At 67.9% G+C, this 15,669-nt stretch carries 11 protein-coding genes; 5 read left to right on the top strand and 6 right to left on the bottom strand.

Going from position 1 to position 15,669, the window contains the following annotated elements; all coding sequences use genetic code 11:
• The first annotated feature begins 258 nt into the window (after window positions 1–258).
• The gene (locus HUV06_RS03505; RefSeq protein WP_174299887.1) at window positions 259–3,315 is read left to right on the top strand and encodes a TonB-dependent siderophore receptor; all 3,057 of its coding nucleotides are present in this window, start codon (window positions 259–261) and stop codon (window positions 3,313–3,315) included.
• Window positions 3,316–3,384: 69 nt separating this feature from the next.
• Entirely contained in the window at window positions 3,385–4,569 is a 1,185-nt protein-coding gene (locus tag HUV06_RS03500) for an aspartyl/asparaginyl beta-hydroxylase domain-containing protein (protein WP_174299886.1), read from the top strand.
• Window positions 4,570–4,571: 2 nt separating this feature from the next.
• Here the strand turns inward: HUV06_RS03500 and HUV06_RS03495 are convergent, their stop codons facing one another.
• Window positions 4,572–6,167: a sulfotransferase gene (locus HUV06_RS03495; RefSeq protein WP_174299885.1), complete on the bottom strand. Its 1,596-nt coding sequence runs from the start codon at window positions 6,165–6,167 to the stop codon at window positions 4,572–4,574.
• Window positions 6,164–7,792 carry a sulfotransferase gene (locus HUV06_RS03490; RefSeq protein WP_174299884.1) on the bottom strand — a complete coding sequence of 543 codons (1,629 nt, stop codon included), beginning with the start codon at window positions 7,790–7,792 and terminating at the stop codon, window positions 6,164–6,166. Before HUV06_RS03490 ends, HUV06_RS03495 begins: the two co-directional genes overlap by 4 nt.
• A gap of 103 nt (window positions 7,793–7,895) precedes the next feature.
• Between HUV06_RS03490 and HUV06_RS03485 the strand changes: the two genes are divergently transcribed.
• Window positions 7,896–9,746 carry a putative 2OG-Fe(II) oxygenase gene (locus HUV06_RS03485; protein ID WP_174299883.1) on the top strand — a complete coding sequence of 617 codons (1,851 nt, stop codon included), beginning with the start codon at window positions 7,896–7,898 and terminating at the stop codon, window positions 9,744–9,746.
• A gap of 91 nt (window positions 9,747–9,837) precedes the next feature.
• Here HUV06_RS03485 and HUV06_RS03480 read toward each other — a convergent pair whose 3' ends face one another.
• Window positions 9,838–11,061 carry an NADP-dependent isocitrate dehydrogenase gene (locus HUV06_RS03480; protein WP_174299897.1) on the bottom strand — a complete coding sequence of 408 codons (1,224 nt, stop codon included), beginning with the start codon at window positions 11,059–11,061 and terminating at the stop codon, window positions 9,838–9,840.
• Between the two features lie 112 nt (window positions 11,062–11,173).
• Here HUV06_RS03480 and HUV06_RS03475 point away from each other — a divergent pair, with 112 nt between their 5' ends.
• Complete coding sequence (locus HUV06_RS03475; RefSeq protein WP_174299882.1) at window positions 11,174–11,989, top strand: RNA methyltransferase; 816 nt, start codon at window positions 11,174–11,176, stop codon at window positions 11,987–11,989.
• A 28-nt stretch (window positions 11,990–12,017) separates the two neighbouring features.
• A complete protein-coding gene (locus HUV06_RS03470; RefSeq protein WP_174299881.1) occupies window positions 12,018–13,115 on the top strand; it encodes a DUF3089 domain-containing protein in 1,098 nt (365 codons plus the stop codon).
• A 53-nt stretch (window positions 13,116–13,168) separates the two neighbouring features.
• Here the strand turns inward: HUV06_RS03470 and HUV06_RS03465 are convergent, their stop codons facing one another.
• From HUV06_RS03465 to HUV06_RS03455, 3 genes are all read right to left on the bottom strand, one after another.
• On the bottom strand, window positions 13,169–14,002 hold the full coding sequence (locus HUV06_RS03465; protein ID WP_174299880.1) for a flagellin: 834 nt from the start codon (window positions 14,000–14,002) through the stop codon (window positions 13,169–13,171).
• 211 nt (window positions 14,003–14,213) lie between these two features.
• Window positions 14,214–15,350 carry a 3-dehydroquinate synthase gene (gene aroB, locus HUV06_RS03460; protein WP_174299879.1) on the bottom strand — a complete coding sequence of 379 codons (1,137 nt, stop codon included), beginning with the start codon at window positions 15,348–15,350 and terminating at the stop codon, window positions 14,214–14,216.
• A partial coding sequence (locus HUV06_RS03455; protein WP_305793632.1) for a shikimate kinase occupies window positions 15,347–15,669 on the bottom strand: 323 nt, incomplete at its 5' end. The genes aroB and HUV06_RS03455, both read right to left, overlap by 4 nt.

The following is a 15,669-nucleotide window of genomic DNA, read 5'->3' as shown; positions in this document are numbered from 1 at the left end:
CGGCAGCCTGCATTTCGAGCGTGATGCACCGAAGTGGAGACACGGCGCCCTTAAAAAGGCCACCGGGTCGCGCGGTGTGGCCAAAGGATGACACTGTGGCCGAACCCGCGCCGAAATGAGGCGCAGCAGTTGACGTATTCCTCCGCTGACCGCTCACTGTAGCCAATCCTAAGGGGGTGCCTCACGGCGCATCGGTTCAACAGGAGGAGCGGGCGGTCGCCGTGCTCCTTGAAGGGGATGACAGTGAAGACAATGTCCATGCGTGGCAGTCTGCTTGCGTCGACGATGATCGCCGGTGCGTTTGCATCGCTCGGCGTCGGCCATGCGGCTGCACAAGGTGCGGTGCAGACGGCGCCGAACCCTGCCACGAATTGCTCGCCAGGCTCGACGGACGCCAACTGCACTCAGGCCGTCTCCGGCGCCACAGGCGCGGCGCTCCCCGTGACCCCGACCTCCGAGGCCGCCTCTGCATCGGTGACGGAGGTTGTGGTCACCGGTTCGCGCGTCGCCTCACCGAACCTGACGAGCTCGAGCCCGATCACGGTGGTGAACAGCCAGGAGTTCCGGCTGGAGGGCGCCACCCGGGTCGAGGACCTGATCAACAACCTGCCGCAGGCCTTCTCGGGCCAGGGCAGCTCCATCTCCAACGGGGCGACCGGCACCGCGGAAGTCGACCTGCGCGGCCTCGAGGCCAAGCGCACCCTGGTGCTGATCGACGGCAAGCGCCTGCAGCCCGGTGACGCCACCGATCCCGTGGCCGACCTCAACTTCATCCCGGCCGCCCTCATCGATCGTGTCGACGTGCTGACGGGCGGCGCCTCTGCGGTGTACGGCTCCGATGCCGTGGGCGGCGTCGTCAACTTCATCATGAGGAAGGACTTTCAGGGCGTCGAGCTGAACGCCACCGGCGCCTTCGACCAGCACAGCAACCAAAGCAAGGTCGTGGACGGCCTGAACCGGACCGCCGGCTTCCCGGTCCCGACCGGCAACGTTGTGGACGGCGGTCAGGAAGACATAACCCTGCTGCTGGGCGCCAACGATCCGGACGGGCGTGGCAACGTGACGGCCTATGCCGAATATCGCCACCAAGATCCCATCCTGCAGAGCTCCCGCGACTACAGCGCCTGTACGCTGAAGGAGACGGCGACCTTGGCGAAGTGCGCGGGATCCGAAACAACGAATCCCGCCGTCCTGCTCAGCAACGACCTCTACGGCGCCAGTCTGCCCTATGCCTATCAGGTCGGCGCGGGCGGCTCTCTCAGCCAAAACATCAAGGACTTCAACTACGGACCCTACAACTACTATCAGCGTCCGGATCAGCGTTACACGTTCGGAGCCTTCGCCCACTACCAGGTCGATCCCAAGATCGACGTCTATTCGTCCGCCATGTTCATGGACGACAATACGACGGCCCAGATCGCGCCAGGCGGGATATTCGGGAACACGGTGTCGATCCCCTGCGCCGACCCGCTGCTTTCCGCCGCCCAGGTCGCAACGCTCTGCACCGCGGCAGGCCTGACCCCCGCCCAGAGCGCCTCGATCGCGGTGCTGCGGCGTAACCAGGAAGGCGGCGGCCGCGTCTCCTCCATCCGCCACGACGACTTCCGGATCGTGATCGGCGCCAAGGGCGACCTGAACAGCGCGTTCAGCTACGACGTCTCTGGCCAGTACGGTCAGACCCAGTTGTCGACCGGCAACACCAACTACTTCTCTACCGCGCGCATCGGCAACGCCTTGAACGTCGTGACCAATCCGGCGACCGGCCAACCCACTTGCGCCTCCGTGCTCAGCGGGACCGACACGGCGTGCGTGCCCTACAACATCTTCACGCCGGGCGCCGTGACCCAGGCGGCTCTGAACTACCTGCAGGTCCCCGGCTACCAGCAGGGCACGACCACCGAGCAGGATATCCAGATGAACCTGACCGGGTCTCTCGGAGTTTACGGTGTCAGGTCGCCGCTGGCGACCGACGGGGTGAACGTCTCGCTGGGCGCCGAGTATCGGCGCGAAGGCCTGTCGATCCAGAACGACCTGGAGCTTCAGACCGGGGACCTTTCGGGCGGCGCCGGTCCGCAGCCGGACACCTCGGGATCCTTCGACGTCTATGAACTGTTCGGCGAAATCGAAATCCCGATCGTCCAGGACAAGCCGTTCGTGAAGGCGCTGTCTTTCAACGGCGGCTATCGCTTCTCCACCTACAGCACAGCCGGCATCACCAACACCTATAAGATGAATGGCGAGTACACGCCGATCACCGGCCTGACGGTCCGCGGCGGCTTCAACCGCGCCGTCCGGGCGCCCAATGTGATCGAGCTGTTCACCGACCAGCACGAATCGACTGGCGATTTCACCAACGACCCTTGCGCCGGCGCCACGCCCACAGCGTCGCTGGCCCAGTGTGAGCAGAGCGGAGTGAAGGCCAACCAGTATGGACGTGTGCCTGCGAGCACGGCCAACCAGTACAATGGCCTGACGGGCGGCAACCCGGACCTGGCGCCCGAGCAGGCTGACACCGTCAGCGGCGGCATCGTGGTGGCTCCCAAGACCGGGCCGCTGCATCGCTTCAGCTTCAGCGCCGACTACTTCAACATCCGCGTGACCGGCGAGATCGGCGGCATTGGCGGCCAGACCATCCTTAACGACTGCCTCAACAGCAACCAGTTCTGCAACCTCGTCCACCGGGACCCGAACAACGGCAACTTGTTCCTCAACACCAATGACTACGTTCAGGATACCAACCTGAACACCGGTTCGGTGCGCACCTCCGGCATCGACTTCACGGGCGACTACCGCTTTGTCTGGGCGGACTACAACCTTCCCAACTTCGGGCCGATCAGCTTCAACTACGTCGGCACCTACACGAGCGAGTTCAAGTATCAGAGCATCCCACACGCCGTCCCCTACGACTGCGACGGCCTGTACGGCGCAGTCTGCGGCAATCCTACCCCGAAGTATCGCCACAAGTTCCGGGCAACTTGGCAGACGCCCTTCTACGGCATCTCCCTCTCCAGCCAGTGGCGCTACAACGGTGCGGTGTCTTCCGACGTGACCAAGTCCTACGTCGACAACGCCACTTCGGCCTTCCCGTTCGACTCCCACATCTCGGAGCAGAGCTACTGGGATGCAACCGTGGATTGGAAGATCACCGACCATTACCGGCTCACGGTCGGCTGCAACAACGTGCTCGATACGCTGCCGCCGCTGGTCGGCTCTTCGACGGGGGGCAACAACTCCTTCTACAACGGCAACACCTATCCTGGGGTGTACGATGCGGTCGGCCGTTACATCTTCATGAACTTGGTGGCCGATTTCTAAGCGGCCCGATCTGAGCTATAGCGGACGGCGGCCTCCTCGGGCCGCCGTTCTGTTTTTACGAGCTGTGCAGTGCAGTCATCCCCGGTAGACGACCCACAGCAGCTCAACCGCATGGCCACCCGCGCCCTGGCTGCAAGGGCGCCGGCCGAGGCGCTCCAGCTGCTTCGGCATGCAGTCGGTCTCGACCCTGCAGATCCGGCGATCCGGCTGAACCTCGCCGCAGCGCACCGGGCGCTGGGAGACCTGAGCGGCGCCCTTCGTACGCTGGAGGGGGCTTTGACCCTCGATCCGCGAATGTTCATGGCGCTGCTGATGAAGGCCTCGGTTCTGGAGCGGCTGGGTCGGACGCGCGAGGCGGGGCGCGCCTACGGCGTCGCTCTTACCCAGGCGCCTGGTGATGCGGCGCTCGATGAACCCACCCGACGGGCTCTGAAGCACGGCCGCGACATCCATCGCCTCCACCTTGAAGAGCAACGGGAATTCCTGCGCCAGCGGCTTTATCGGCGCGCCGCGTCCAGAGCGCCGGCGCAGGCTGGCCGCATAGACCACTTCCTCGACTTGGCCCTTGGCCTGCGCAAGAACTACCGCCAGGAGCCGACGCACTTCTTCTATCCGGACTTGCCGGTCTACGACTTTCTTCCCAACGAGCTGTTCCCCTGGCTTCCCGCCCTGGAGGCGGAGACGGCGTCCATCCGGGCCGAGGCCCTGGAGCTCCTGGCGACGAGCCGTAACGTCGTGCCCTATGTCGACTACCCGGACACAGTCCCGCTCGACCAATGGGCGGCGCTGAACCGTTCGCCGGACTGGTCCGCGATCCACCTCTATCTCTACGGCGAGCCAGTGGCCGAGCACACGGCCGCATGCCCGCGCACCATGGCCGCCCTCGACCGGCTTCCCCAGCCGCACGTCCAGGAGCGCTCGCCCGCGGCCATGTTCTCGGTCCTCCGCCCGCGCACGCGCATCCCGCCGCACACGGGCGTCGCCAACACCCGCGTGGTGCTGCACCTGCCGCTGGTGGTTCCCGGCGACTGCGGCTTTCGCGTCGGCAACGAGACGCGTCCCTGGCGCGAGGGCAAGGCCTGGGTCTTCGATGACACGATCGAACATGAGGCGTGGAACGACGGCGATCAGGTGCGCATCGTGATGATCTGCGACATCTGGCGGCCGGAACTCTCCGAGGACGAGCGCGAGCAGATCGCCGAACTGATGACCGGCATGGACCTGTTCATGGAAACGCCGCCGGCCTCGCTCTGACCCTACGAGGCGCCTGCCGATCCGGAGTGGTCCCCGAGCAGGTCGCAGGCCTCCAGGCGGACGCGCAGCGGTTCCAGCTGGTCGGCATACCGGCGCCAGCCGCCGATGCTTCGATCGCTGATCGGCTCACGCACCTGTTGCGCACTGAGGGTGCGTACCGCCGCCGGGTCTGCGGAGGGGTCAAGGCAGGCCGTCTCGAACTCGAGGCCGCAGGCGGCGAGCAGCCGTGCGATCATAACCGGAGGTTGACGGACGAGCTCCTCGTAGGACAGCTCGATCCAGCGATCGTTGAGCCGTTCTGCCAGAGTCGTCGTCTCTACAGCATAGCGCCCATAGTGATCCGCCAAGTCCGCCATGTCGAATGACCAGCGGTACTCGCCGCCCACGAAAAGCTGCTTGTACGCGCCGAACAGGGAGTCCATGGGGTCGCGACGGACGTGGACAAAGAGCGCCTCGGGCAAGGCCTGTGCGATGCCGTCCGCCAGCAGCCAGTTCTGCAGGTTCTTGTCGGTGGTGACGGTCGCGCCGCCGGCCATCTGCGCCACTTCCGTCCGATAAGCGGCGCCCACCGCGCTCCAACCGCTGCGGCGCAGGCGAGCCTTAGCCACCAGGTCTCCGTAGGGGAGGAAGGCCTGCTCACCTGCCGTGCGCGCCAGCAGGCCAAAGGTATTGAGTTCACCAAGGCTCCGCACACGGCTGTGGGCGCTCAGCACGCGGTCCACCAGGGTCGTGCCGGAGCGAGGAAGGCCGACGATGAAGATCGTCCGGGGCATCGGCGATCGCCTCGGGCCGCCCACGGCCGGGCGCCGGGCGAGGGCGGGTGCGGGTGCGGCGGTCTCGAGAGGGGGCGGGAAGGCGGCTCGCGCCCCGCGGGCGCCCCTCTGCAAGGCTGACCAAGCGGCTTCAGAGTCTCCGAGGTCGTCGTGAGCCTTGAACAAGGCGTAACCGAGATGAGCCTGGTCGACAGCGTTCCGGGCCTGGCCGAGGGCGCGCTGCATTCGGCCCAACTCGTCATCGTCCGCCCGCGTCCAGCGCTTGCTGCTCGCCAAGGTCAGGTACGCGGAAGCCGACGCCTGCCCGGCGGCGAGAGCCTGTCCGCAGGCTTCGAGCACCACCTTCGGTCGCCCGAGCCACACGTTGATGTTGGCCAGGCTCAGCCAGGCGCTGGCGTCGGAGGGGCTTTGTCCGATCCACTGGCGAGCTGCACGGTCCGCCTCCTCCGACAGGCCCACGGCGTCCAGCAGCGCCGTCCAGATGCCGAGCCGGTCACGGCTGACGCTGGTCAGGGTCCGGGCGAGGTCCTGCGCCTGGCCCGTCCGCCCGGCCCGGAACAGAGCCCAGGCCCTGTCGAGGCTGAGCACCGAACGCAGGGCCACGTCGCGCGTGAGCCCTTCGGCCCAACCGAGGTCCTCATGCAGCTCGTCGACATCGCCGGCCGTCCGCGCGAGGTCCGCTCGGAGCAGCCAGGCGTCCAGGTGCTCCGGATCGGCTGACGTCGCCCTGGCCACAAGGGTGCGCGCCGCCGACAAGTCACCGCTGCGGAACGTTCGATCAGCCGCCTCCAGCAGTGCGGCCGCCTGGCTTAGCGCAGGCCTCAAGGGTAGCCGAACCGCCGTACCCAGGGATCGAGACGGGGAAGCACGGAGCCCAGCTCGGCCTGGTAGCGCCGCCAGCGGCCTATCGAGCGGTCGGACAGGCCCCCGGAGATGTCGGCGCTGCTGGGTGTGGCGACGAACCGCGCCTGCGCCTGCGAAGCGAACCCCTGCATGATCGGCGTCCAATCGACACCCATGAAGTGGCACAGGCGTCTGGTCTCACCCTCGAAATCGAGGACCAACGCCTCATGCTGCTGCTGCAGGCAGCCCAGCGGCGACGTCTCCAGGGCGCGAAGGCAAAACGACACGACATCCGCGTAGAAGCCCACTGTTGAGTGCAACTCCAGGAACTCGACCGTGCTCGGTCCAAGGGCGAAGCGCTGCCGAAAGCAGCTCAGCACCACATCGCGAGGATCACGCACGCTGTGCAGGATCAGCGCCTGCGGAAAGAGCCGGTGGATGATCGGCAGACCCAGGATGTTCATGGGCAGCTTGTCGACGAAGACCTTGCGCCCAGGCATTACGCCTCCAGCGGTGACCCGGTCCCAGTAGAGCCGGCGGAAGGTGTCGGCCGTATCCGGATCGAGATCGTGAAGGCGTTGCAGCCCGCCGCCGTCCTGGAGGAAGACTTGCGCAGCGTCGGCCAGGGTCTCCCGCTCGTCCAGGGTGGAAACCTCGGGATGGCCTGCGAGCACCTGTCCGAGCAGAGTGGTTCCCGAGCGCGGAAAACCGATTAGGAACACGTGCGTCTCGGGCGCGCGGGGATCGGGCGTGCGGCTCCCGGCGCCATCGCTGCGGAAGTCCTCCGCGGGTGTGTCCAGGAGGCGTGCCACCACGCTGCGGGCGCCGCGAACTCGCCAGTGGGCCACAGCCTCCGGGTTCGCGGCCTCCAGATCGGCGTTGCAGCTGACATACAGCCGAAACGCCGCCGCGGTGTCACCCAGACGGTCAAGAAGGTCCGCAAGGACGCCCTGTGCAAGCGCCCGCTCGTCCTGCTGCAGATGCGGTGTCAGGAGCAGAGCTTCCAAGCGCGCGCAACCCTCCGCCGGCCGGTCCTCCCCCGCATCCGCCAGGGCAAGCGCGATGATAGCGGTGGGAACGTCCTTGCCGTCCGCGTGCGCTCGCGCCGCACCGCTGCGGGCCGCCTGCCAATCCCCCTGTCGCGCAGCCAGCATGGCCAGGGCGGCCCAGGCGAACGGCTGGTGCTCGTCAAACGAGACTGCCTGCTGGTAGTCCGCGCAAGCAGCCTCCAATTCCCCCAACCCCTCGAGCACCCAGGCGCGATTTACATAGGCTGCGGCGAAGTCGGGTTGGAGACGCAAGGCCTCGCCTAGATGCTGCAGCGCCCGTGGCCGCCGACCGAGCCGGGCTTCGCAGAGCCCCAGCGCGTTCAGCACGGCCGGGTCCCATGGCGTCAGCGCAAGCGCCTGCTCGAAGTCCTCGACCGCGGCAGCGAACTCCCCGCGTCGTTCCGATCGCACAGCCCGCAGCTTGTAGAGGAGCGGGTCCATCTCACCCGCCGCGAGCGCTCCGTCGATCATGGCGAAGGCGTTCTCCATGTCTCCGCGAGCCGCCGCGGCCTGGATGCCGAGGACGGAGCTGGGTCTCTCGGTCGTGTCGGAGGGCATGGTGTCTCCTGCGGGGAGCCGCCCAGTGATGGCGAGCGGACCCTTCGCCTAGCGGGCCGGCGCTGACTAGCATAGGCTGAAGGTGCTCGTCGAACGAGGTCCCATGACGTCTCTGACGGAGAGCAGCCGGTCCGCTGCAGCCTCCGCCGCGTTGCAGCGTGTACGCATGCTGCTGGCAGGCAGGCAGGCGCAGGAAGGTCGCCGCGTCGCCGAGCAGCTTCTGGCGGGAGACGTGGACTGGGCGGAAGGCCAGCATCTGCTCGGCCTCGCCAGAAGGGCCGCGGGCGATGCGGCCGGAGCTGAAGCCGCCTTGGTCGCTGCTGTTAGGGCAGATCCCCAGGCCGGCTACCACGCAGCCCTGGCTGAAACCCTGGCGGCGCGGGGCGAGGACGCAGGTGCGGAGACCGCCTTCACACGAGCCCTGGAGCTCGACATGAGCCATGAGGCCGCCGCCATTGGTCTGGCCGAGCTGTTCTTGCGCTTGGGGCGCGTGGAAGCCGCCATCGAAGCGACTGCCGCCGCCGTGGCGTCTCCAAACGCCAGTCATGCCCTGCTGGCGATCCATGCCCGGGCGCTGAAGGGCGCAAGAAGATGGGATGAGGCGCTCGGTATCTATCAACGCGCCGTGCGGCTCCACCCTTCCAGCGGGCTCGCCGAGCACAACGTCGCCAGCACCCTGGCCGATATCGGGCGATTTTCCGAAGCAGAAGATGCGGCGCTCAGGGCGCAAGCCAAAGGCCTTGATGCGCCGGAGACTTGGCTTGTTCTTGGGCGATCCCTCATGAACCAGAACAGCTTTGAGGCTGCAGAGGCTGCGTTCGCACAGGCGCTTCGCCGCCGACCGCACTATCTGGAGGCGCATCGCGACAGCGCCCAACTGCTATGGATGCGGACAGGCGATATCGGGGCCGCGACGGTGGCGCTCGATCGCACCCTTGCCTCTCCGGCCGTCCAAGCCGACCTGCTGATCCTGAAAGCAGACCTGCTGAGCTCGGCCGGCGAGGTTCAGGCTGCCTACGATCTTCTCAGGCGTCCGGCGCAGAACGCACCTGAGATCGTCCAGTTGAGCGTGGCCGCCGCACGCCTGGCCGCGCTCCTCGGCTGCCCCGAGGCGGCGCTGGCGCACGTGGAGGCGACCGCAGGACGCGCGCCTCGCGATCCGAACGTCGCCTTGGCCCTCTGTGAAGCGTGGCTCGGCGTGGGTGACGCCAAGGCCGCAGCGGCGCAGGCCGAACGCCTGCTGCGGATCAAACCGCATGACCAGGCGCTGATCGCCTATCTCCTGACCTGCTGGCGATTGCTGAGCGACGGGCGCTACTATGACTGGACAGACTATGACCGATTGACCTCGGTCGACGCGCTCGAAACCCCGGCCGGCTGGGCCAGCCTGGACCGATATCTGGACGACCTGGAGGCCACGCTCGAGGCGCGGCACGCCTTCCGGACTCACCCGCTCGGCCAGTCCGTGCGACATGGCAGCCAGATTTCGCACCTGAACGCGTCTGCAGAGCCCGTGATCAAGGCCTTCTTCGACGCGGCCAAGGGACCGATCCTGCGCTTCCTCGCCCAAAGCTCGGGAGGCGCCGACCCGATGTCCAGCCGCAATCGTGGCCGCTACGGTTTTGACGGCGCCTGGTCCGTGCGGCTGCCCGCCGGCGGCTTCCATCGCAGCCATATCCATCCGGAAGGCTGGATCTCTTCAGCCTGCTATATCGCCCTACCGGGAACCGGCGGAGATGAGCACGCCGGCTGGCTGCAGTTCGGCGAACCCGGCATACCCACCCGCCCTGGTCTCGCACCGGACCACTTCATCAAACCTGAACGGGGGCTGCTTGCACTGTTTCCCGCCTATCTATGGCACGGGACGCGGCCCTTCTCGAGCGACCGGCATCGACTGACCTTAGCCTTCGACCTGACGCCGTCACCTCGCGCGCCGGCGGATCCTCAAGCGTGACGGACCTGGTTAGCGCGACGTCCTGCGAGCGGGCTGCTCTCGTTCCGGGCGGCGAGCAGCGCCCGGGCCGCGCAATCCCTTGCCGCGGGCGTCAATCTCCTGGCTTGCCCATGGCGGCTTCCAAGTTCTCGGAAACCTTGTCCAAGTACCCTTCCGTGGTCAGCCAGCCCTGGTTCTCGCCGACCAGCAGGGCGAGGTCCTTGGTCATGGACCCGGCTTCCACGGTGTCGACGGTGACCTTCTCCAGCGTCCCGGCGAAGTGGGTCAATTCGGTGTTGCCGTCGAGCTTGGCCCGCTGCTCCAGCCCCTTGGTCCAGGCGAAGATCGAGGCGATCGAGTTGGTGGAGGTGCTCTCGCCGCGCTGGTGCTGGCGGAAGTGGCGGGTGACAGTGCCGTGCGCGGCTTCCGCCTCCACCGTCCTGCCGTCGGGGGTGAGCAGCACGCTGGTCATCAGGCCGAGCGAACCGTAGCCCTGGGCCACGATGTCGGACTGCACGTCGCCGTCGTAGTTCTTGCACGCCCAGACGTAACCGCCGGACCACTTCAGCGCGCTGGCCACCATGTCGTCGATCAGCCGGTGTTCGTAGTGGATGCCGAGCGCCTTGAACTGGTCGGCGTACTCGGCCTCGTAGATCTCCTGGAATATGTCCTTGAAGCGGCCGTCATAGGCCTTCAGGATGGTGTTCTTTGTGGACAGATACACCGGATACCTGCGCTGCAGGCCATAGGCGAAGCTTGCGTGGGCGAAGTCTCGGATCGAGCTGTCCAGGTTGTACATGGCCAACGCAACGCCCGAGCCCGGGAACTGGTAGACCTCGTGCTCGATCTTCTCGCCACTGTCACCGAAGAAGGTGATGGTCAGCTTGCCCGGACCTGGAACCTTAAAGTCGGTGGCCTTGTATTGGTCGCCGAAGGCGTGGCGGCCGACGATGATCGGCTGGGTCCAGCCGGGCACCAGGCGCGGCACGTTCTTGCAGATGATCGGCTCGCGGAAGATCACCCCGCCCAGGATGTTGCGGATGGTGCCGTTCGGCGACTTCCACATCTTCTTCAGGCCGAACTCCTTCACCCTTGCTTCGTCCGGAGTGATGGTGGCGCACTTCACGCCCGCGCCGTGCTTCAGGATCGCTTCGGCCGCCTTGACGGTCACCTTGTCGTCGGTGGCGTCACGATGCTCTATGCCGAGGTCGTAATAGTCGAGATCGAGGTCGAGATAGGGGAAGATCAGCTTGTCCTTGATCATCTTCCAGATGATGCGGGTCATCTCGTCGCCGTCTAGGTCCACGACGGGGTTGGCGACCTTGATCTTGGACAGCGGCATGGGCGGTGGCGACCTTGAAGGCAGGGGGCGGGCGCTGTCATAGCCCCATCGAAGCCCCGCGCAAACCCGGGTTGCGAGGGCCGCCGCCCCGGTTCAAACCATCCTGATGCCCGCCGAAACTCCCCTGAACCCCCCACCCGTCGTGATCCTGGACCGCCCTCAGCTGGCGGAGAACATCGGGGCGGTCGCCCGGGCCATGGCCAATTTCGGGCTGCACGAGCTGCGGCTGGTGAGCCCTCGCGACGGCTGGCCCCAGGACCGGGCCTGGGCGTCGGCGTCCGGCGCCGACTGGCCGCTGCGGGACGCCCGGGTGTTCGAGACGGTGGCCGACGCGGTGGCCGACCTGCAGCTTGTCTACGCCTGCACCGCCCGGCCGCGGGAGACCCACCTGCCGGTGCTCACCTCCCATCACGGCGCGACTGAACTGCGGACCGCCGTGTCGGCTGGCCTGCGCTGCGCCTGGCTGTTCGGGGCGGAGCGGGCCGGGCTGGAGACCATGGACATCGCCCTCTGCCACGGCATCGTCACCATCCCCATCGACCCGAAGTTCCACTCCCTGAACCTGGCCCAGGCTGTGGTGGTGAACGCCTACGAGTGGTGGACCTGCGCCCCCGACGCCGCGGCCCCGCGCCTGACCGGGGAGGCGGCGATCGCCGACGGAGCGATGATGATGGGCGTCTACGAGCACCTGGAGGGCGAGCTGGACCGCGCCGGCTTCTTCTTCCCGCCGGAGAAGAAGCCATCCATGCAGCGCAACCTGCGCGTCGCGCTCGGCCGCGCCCGCTTCACCGAGCAGGAGGCGAGGACCTTCCGCGGGGTGATCACCGCTTTGGTGAGGGGGCGCGGCCGGACCTTCGCCAAGTCGTCCGCCGATCCTCTCTCCTCAAGGGAGCCAGATGACGCCGAAGATCGCCGCGGGTAGTCTGGTCCGTCACGTCTGAGGACATTCCATGCGCTCGTTCGCCCTGGCCGCCGTGCTCTTAGCCCTATCCGCCGTCGGAGCGACCGCCCAGCCCAGCACCCCGCCGCTCCCCGACTACGCCAACCCCGCCGCCTGGGTCTGCCGCCCTGGCGAGGAGACGGCCTGCACCACGGGTCTGGACGCCATGGTGATCACCGCCGACGGGGCGCGCACCCCGCAGACCTTCCAGCCCGCCGCCGATCCGCCCATCGACTGCTTCTACGTATACCCCACCGTCTCTCAGGAGCCGACCGCCTATGCCGACATGGCGGCGAGCCCTGAGGTGGTGGCCACGGTGCGGTCGCAGGCGGGGCGGCTGACCTCCCGCTGCCGGCTCTACGCGCCGATCTACCGCCAGCTCACCTCGGCGGGGCTGGACCAGATCTTGGGAAGCAACCGGCCGATCGACTGGAGCCGTCCCTATGCGGACGTGCGCGCCGCCTGGCGCTGGTACATGGCGCACGACAACCATGGCCGGGGCGTGGTCATCGTCGGCCACAGCCAGGGGACGATCCTGCTGCAGCAGCTCATCGCCGAGGAGATCGACGGCAAGCCGGCGCAAAAGCGGCTCGTCGGCGCCTTCCTGGCCGGCGATCCCGCCTTGTCCGTGCCGCACGGCGCGCGGGTCGGCGGGACGTTCAAGTCGACGCCGCTCTGCGCCGCGGCGGGGGAGGTGGGCTGCGTCTACGTCTGGGCCGATTATGTCGCCGACGATGCCGACGCCCATCGCCTGTTCGGCCACAGCCCCGGCGGCGGCCTAGTCGCCGGCTGCGTCAGTCCGGCGGCGCCCGGAGGCGGCGCGGGCTCGCTGAAGGCGTATCTGGCCAAGCCGGAGGAGGCTCCGGACGGCGATCCGCCCTGGATCGAACTGGTCGGCCAGCTGTCGGCGCAGTGCCAGGCCGACGCGCAGGGCCATGTGGTGCGGGTGAGCGTCCTGCCCGGGCGCTACCAGGCGAGGCTGACGGCGCGGCTGGAGCGGTCCGCCAGCGGCTCAGGCTGGGGTCTGCACCGGCTGGACATGGGCCTGCCGCAGGGGAACATCCTGGACGTGTTGGCGGCGGAGAGCGCCGCCTGGACGCGCCGGTAGGCGGCGCGGCGCGCATGCGCGAGGGCTTTCGCGCGCCGCCTTGTTGCGCCCGCTCAGCCGCGGAACAGGCTGAGCAGGTTGGAGGAGGAGGCGTTGGCGATCGAGAGGGCCTGGACGCCGAGCTGCTGCTTGGTCTGCAGGGCCTGCAGCGTCGCGCTTTCGGCAGCCACGTCGGCATCCACCAGGTTGCCCACGCCAGTCGTCAGGCTGTCGCTCAGGTTGGACACGAAGGTCAGGCTCTCGGTCACCTGATTGGCCTCGGTGCCGAGCTTGGACACGGCCAGGTTCACGTTGGTGATGGAACTGTTGATGGTGGTCAGCAGGGTGGACGCCTGGGTGGCGGTTGTGAAGCTGGCGGTGGCGGCCACCGTCAGGTTGGCGCCGCCGAGCGCCAGCGACTGGGCGGCGAGGGTCAGCTTGTTGGTCCCGCTGGGGCCTGACAGGGCGTAGAGCGTGGTGCCGCCGCTCTCGATCATGTTGGCGCCGTCGAAGCTGGCATTGCTGACGGCGTTCTTGATCTGGGTGATCAGCGACTGGAAGTCGGAGTTCAGCGCCGCGCGGTCCGACGTCGAGAGTGAGGTGTCCGACGCCTCCAGCGTCTTGGCCTTCATCTGGTTCAGCAGGTCCGAGATGGTCTGGCCGGCCGACACCGCCACGTCCAGAACCGAGGAGGCGCGGTTCAGCGAGTCGGTCACCGCACCCAGAGACGAGATCTGGGACCGCTGGCTCTGGGCGATGTTCCAGATGGCCCCGTCGTCCTTGGCGCCGGCGACCTTCAGCCCGGTGGACACCTCGTTCTGCGCCATGTCCAGCGAGGCGTTGGTCATGTTCAGCGACTGCAGCGCGATCATCGCGCCGGTGTTGGTGTTGATGCTGTTCATCGACATCAGGGCGGTCCTCTTCGATCTCAGGGCGGGTCCGGATCGTCGTGCGACGTCGGCGGCGAGACTACTCTGTCGCCCCTCTTCGCAAAGCCGGGACCAGCCACGCGCCGCGTTAACCCTTTGAATTTACTATGTGCAGGAGCAAGGGCGCGAAGCCCGGCCTAGGCAAGCCTGACCGCTAGACGGCTGTTTTTGCCGAGTAATCCAGATCGCCTCAGCCTGCCGGCCCCAATCGAGCCCCTTCGGCGGCCAGAAAGCGCAGCAGGGCGGCGCGGTCCACGCCTTTGGCGATAAAGGCCTCTCCTATGCCCCGCGCCAGCACGAACACCAGGCCGCCCGCCTCGGCCTTCTTGTCCTGAGCCATGTGGTCAACCAGGCGCGAGGCGTCGAACGGCGCGCCGGCCAGGGCGCGTAGGCGGGTGGGCAGGCCGGCGCCCGCGATCGCCGCCTCCGCCCGCGCGGCGGCTTCCGGCGGGCAGACCCCGAGCTCGGCGGAGAAGCGGAAGGCCAGGGCGCAGCCCGCGGCCACAGCCTCGCCGTGCAGCAGGGCCTCGCCGAACCCGGTCTCGCTCTCCAGGGCGTGAGCGAAGGTGTGGCCGAGGTTCAGCAAGGCGCGCCGGCCGGTCTCGCGCTCGTCCTCGGCCACGATCTGCGCCTTCATCTCCACGCAGCGGGCGACCGCATGGGCCAATGGTCCGGCCTCGCCCGCCAGCACGGCCCCGCCGTTCGCCTCCAGCCAGCCGAAGAAGGCGGCGTCGCCAAGCAGGCCGTATTTCAGCACCTCCCCATAGCCCGCCCGCAGCTCGCGCTCGGGCAGGGTGGCCAGCACGTCAAGGTCGGCCAGCACGAAGCACGGCTGGTGGAAGGCGCCGACCAGGTTCTTGCCGGCGGCCGTGTCGATGGCGGTCTTGCCGCCCACCGAGCTGTCCACCTGGGCCAGCAGGGTGGTGGGCACCTGGATGAAGTCGATGCCGCGCTTGTAGATCGCCGCCGCGAAGCCTGCGAGATCGCCCACCACGCCGCCGCCGAAGGCCACGATGCGGTCGCCGCGGTCCAGCTTCAGGACCAGCAGCCGGGCGATCAGGTCCTCCAGCCCCGCGAAGCTCTTGGTCTGCTCGCCCGGCGGCAGCACGACCATGTCCACGGCGATCCCGCCGGCCTCCAGCGCCGCAGCCAGCCGCTCGCCGTGATGATCGGCGACGTGGCGGTCGGTGACCACCACCGTCCGCCGCCGCGGCAGGTGAGGGGCCAGCAGCTCACCGGCCTGGTCGATCAGTCTGGTCCCGATGTGCACCTCATAGGCGCGGCCGCCCAGGTCCACCTGCACCCGCCGCCCGGCCTCTGCGTTCACGCCTGCGCCTCCCGCTCAAGGTGGGCGTGCAGAGCTTCCAGCGCGCCCTCAACGCTGACCGCCACATTGGCGTCGGCTGTCTCCACCGTGACGTGCGCCTCGGCATAGTGGGCGTAGCGCTGGGCGGCCTGGGCGGTCAGCACCTCCATGGGGTCGCGCCCGTGCAGCAGCGGGCGGGTATTGCGCCTGCCGACCCGCCGCGCGATCAGTTCCAGGTCGGCCTTCAGCCAGACGCAGAGCGCCGCCCGCCGCGCCAGGGCGCGGGTCGCCGGGTCCATGAAGGCGCCGCCGCCGGCCGCCAGCACATGGGGCGGCTCCG

Origin of the sequence: Caulobacter sp. S45 (genome assembly GCF_903642205.1) — a bacterium.
In the GTDB taxonomy this organism is placed as follows: Bacteria; Pseudomonadota; Alphaproteobacteria; order Caulobacterales; family Caulobacteraceae; genus CAHJWH01.
The sequence above is the reverse complement of the archived record's forward strand: the minus strand, read 5'-3'. Positions and strand labels throughout refer to the sequence as shown.

Excerpts from the sequence above, each read along its gene's own strand:
- HUV06_RS03485 (WP_174299883.1), top strand. The coding sequence starts at position 7,896 with ATGACGTCTCTGACGGAGAGCAGCCGGTCCGCTGCAGCCTCCGCCGCG.
- HUV06_RS03475 (WP_174299882.1), top strand. The coding sequence starts at position 11,174 with ATGCCCGCCGAAACTCCCCTGAACCCCCCACCCGTCGTGATCCTGGAC.
- HUV06_RS03470 (WP_174299881.1), top strand. The coding sequence starts at position 12,018 with ATGCGCTCGTTCGCCCTGGCCGCCGTGCTCTTAGCCCTATCCGCCGTC.
- HUV06_RS03490 (WP_174299884.1), bottom strand. The coding sequence starts at position 7,792 with ATGCCCTCCGACACGACCGAGAGACCCAGCTCCGTCCTCGGCATCCAG.
- HUV06_RS03505 (WP_174299887.1), top strand. The coding sequence starts at position 259 with ATGCGTGGCAGTCTGCTTGCGTCGACGATGATCGCCGGTGCGTTTGCA.
- HUV06_RS03465 (WP_174299880.1), bottom strand. The coding sequence starts at position 14,002 with ATGTCGATGAACAGCATCAACACCAACACCGGCGCGATGATCGCGCTG.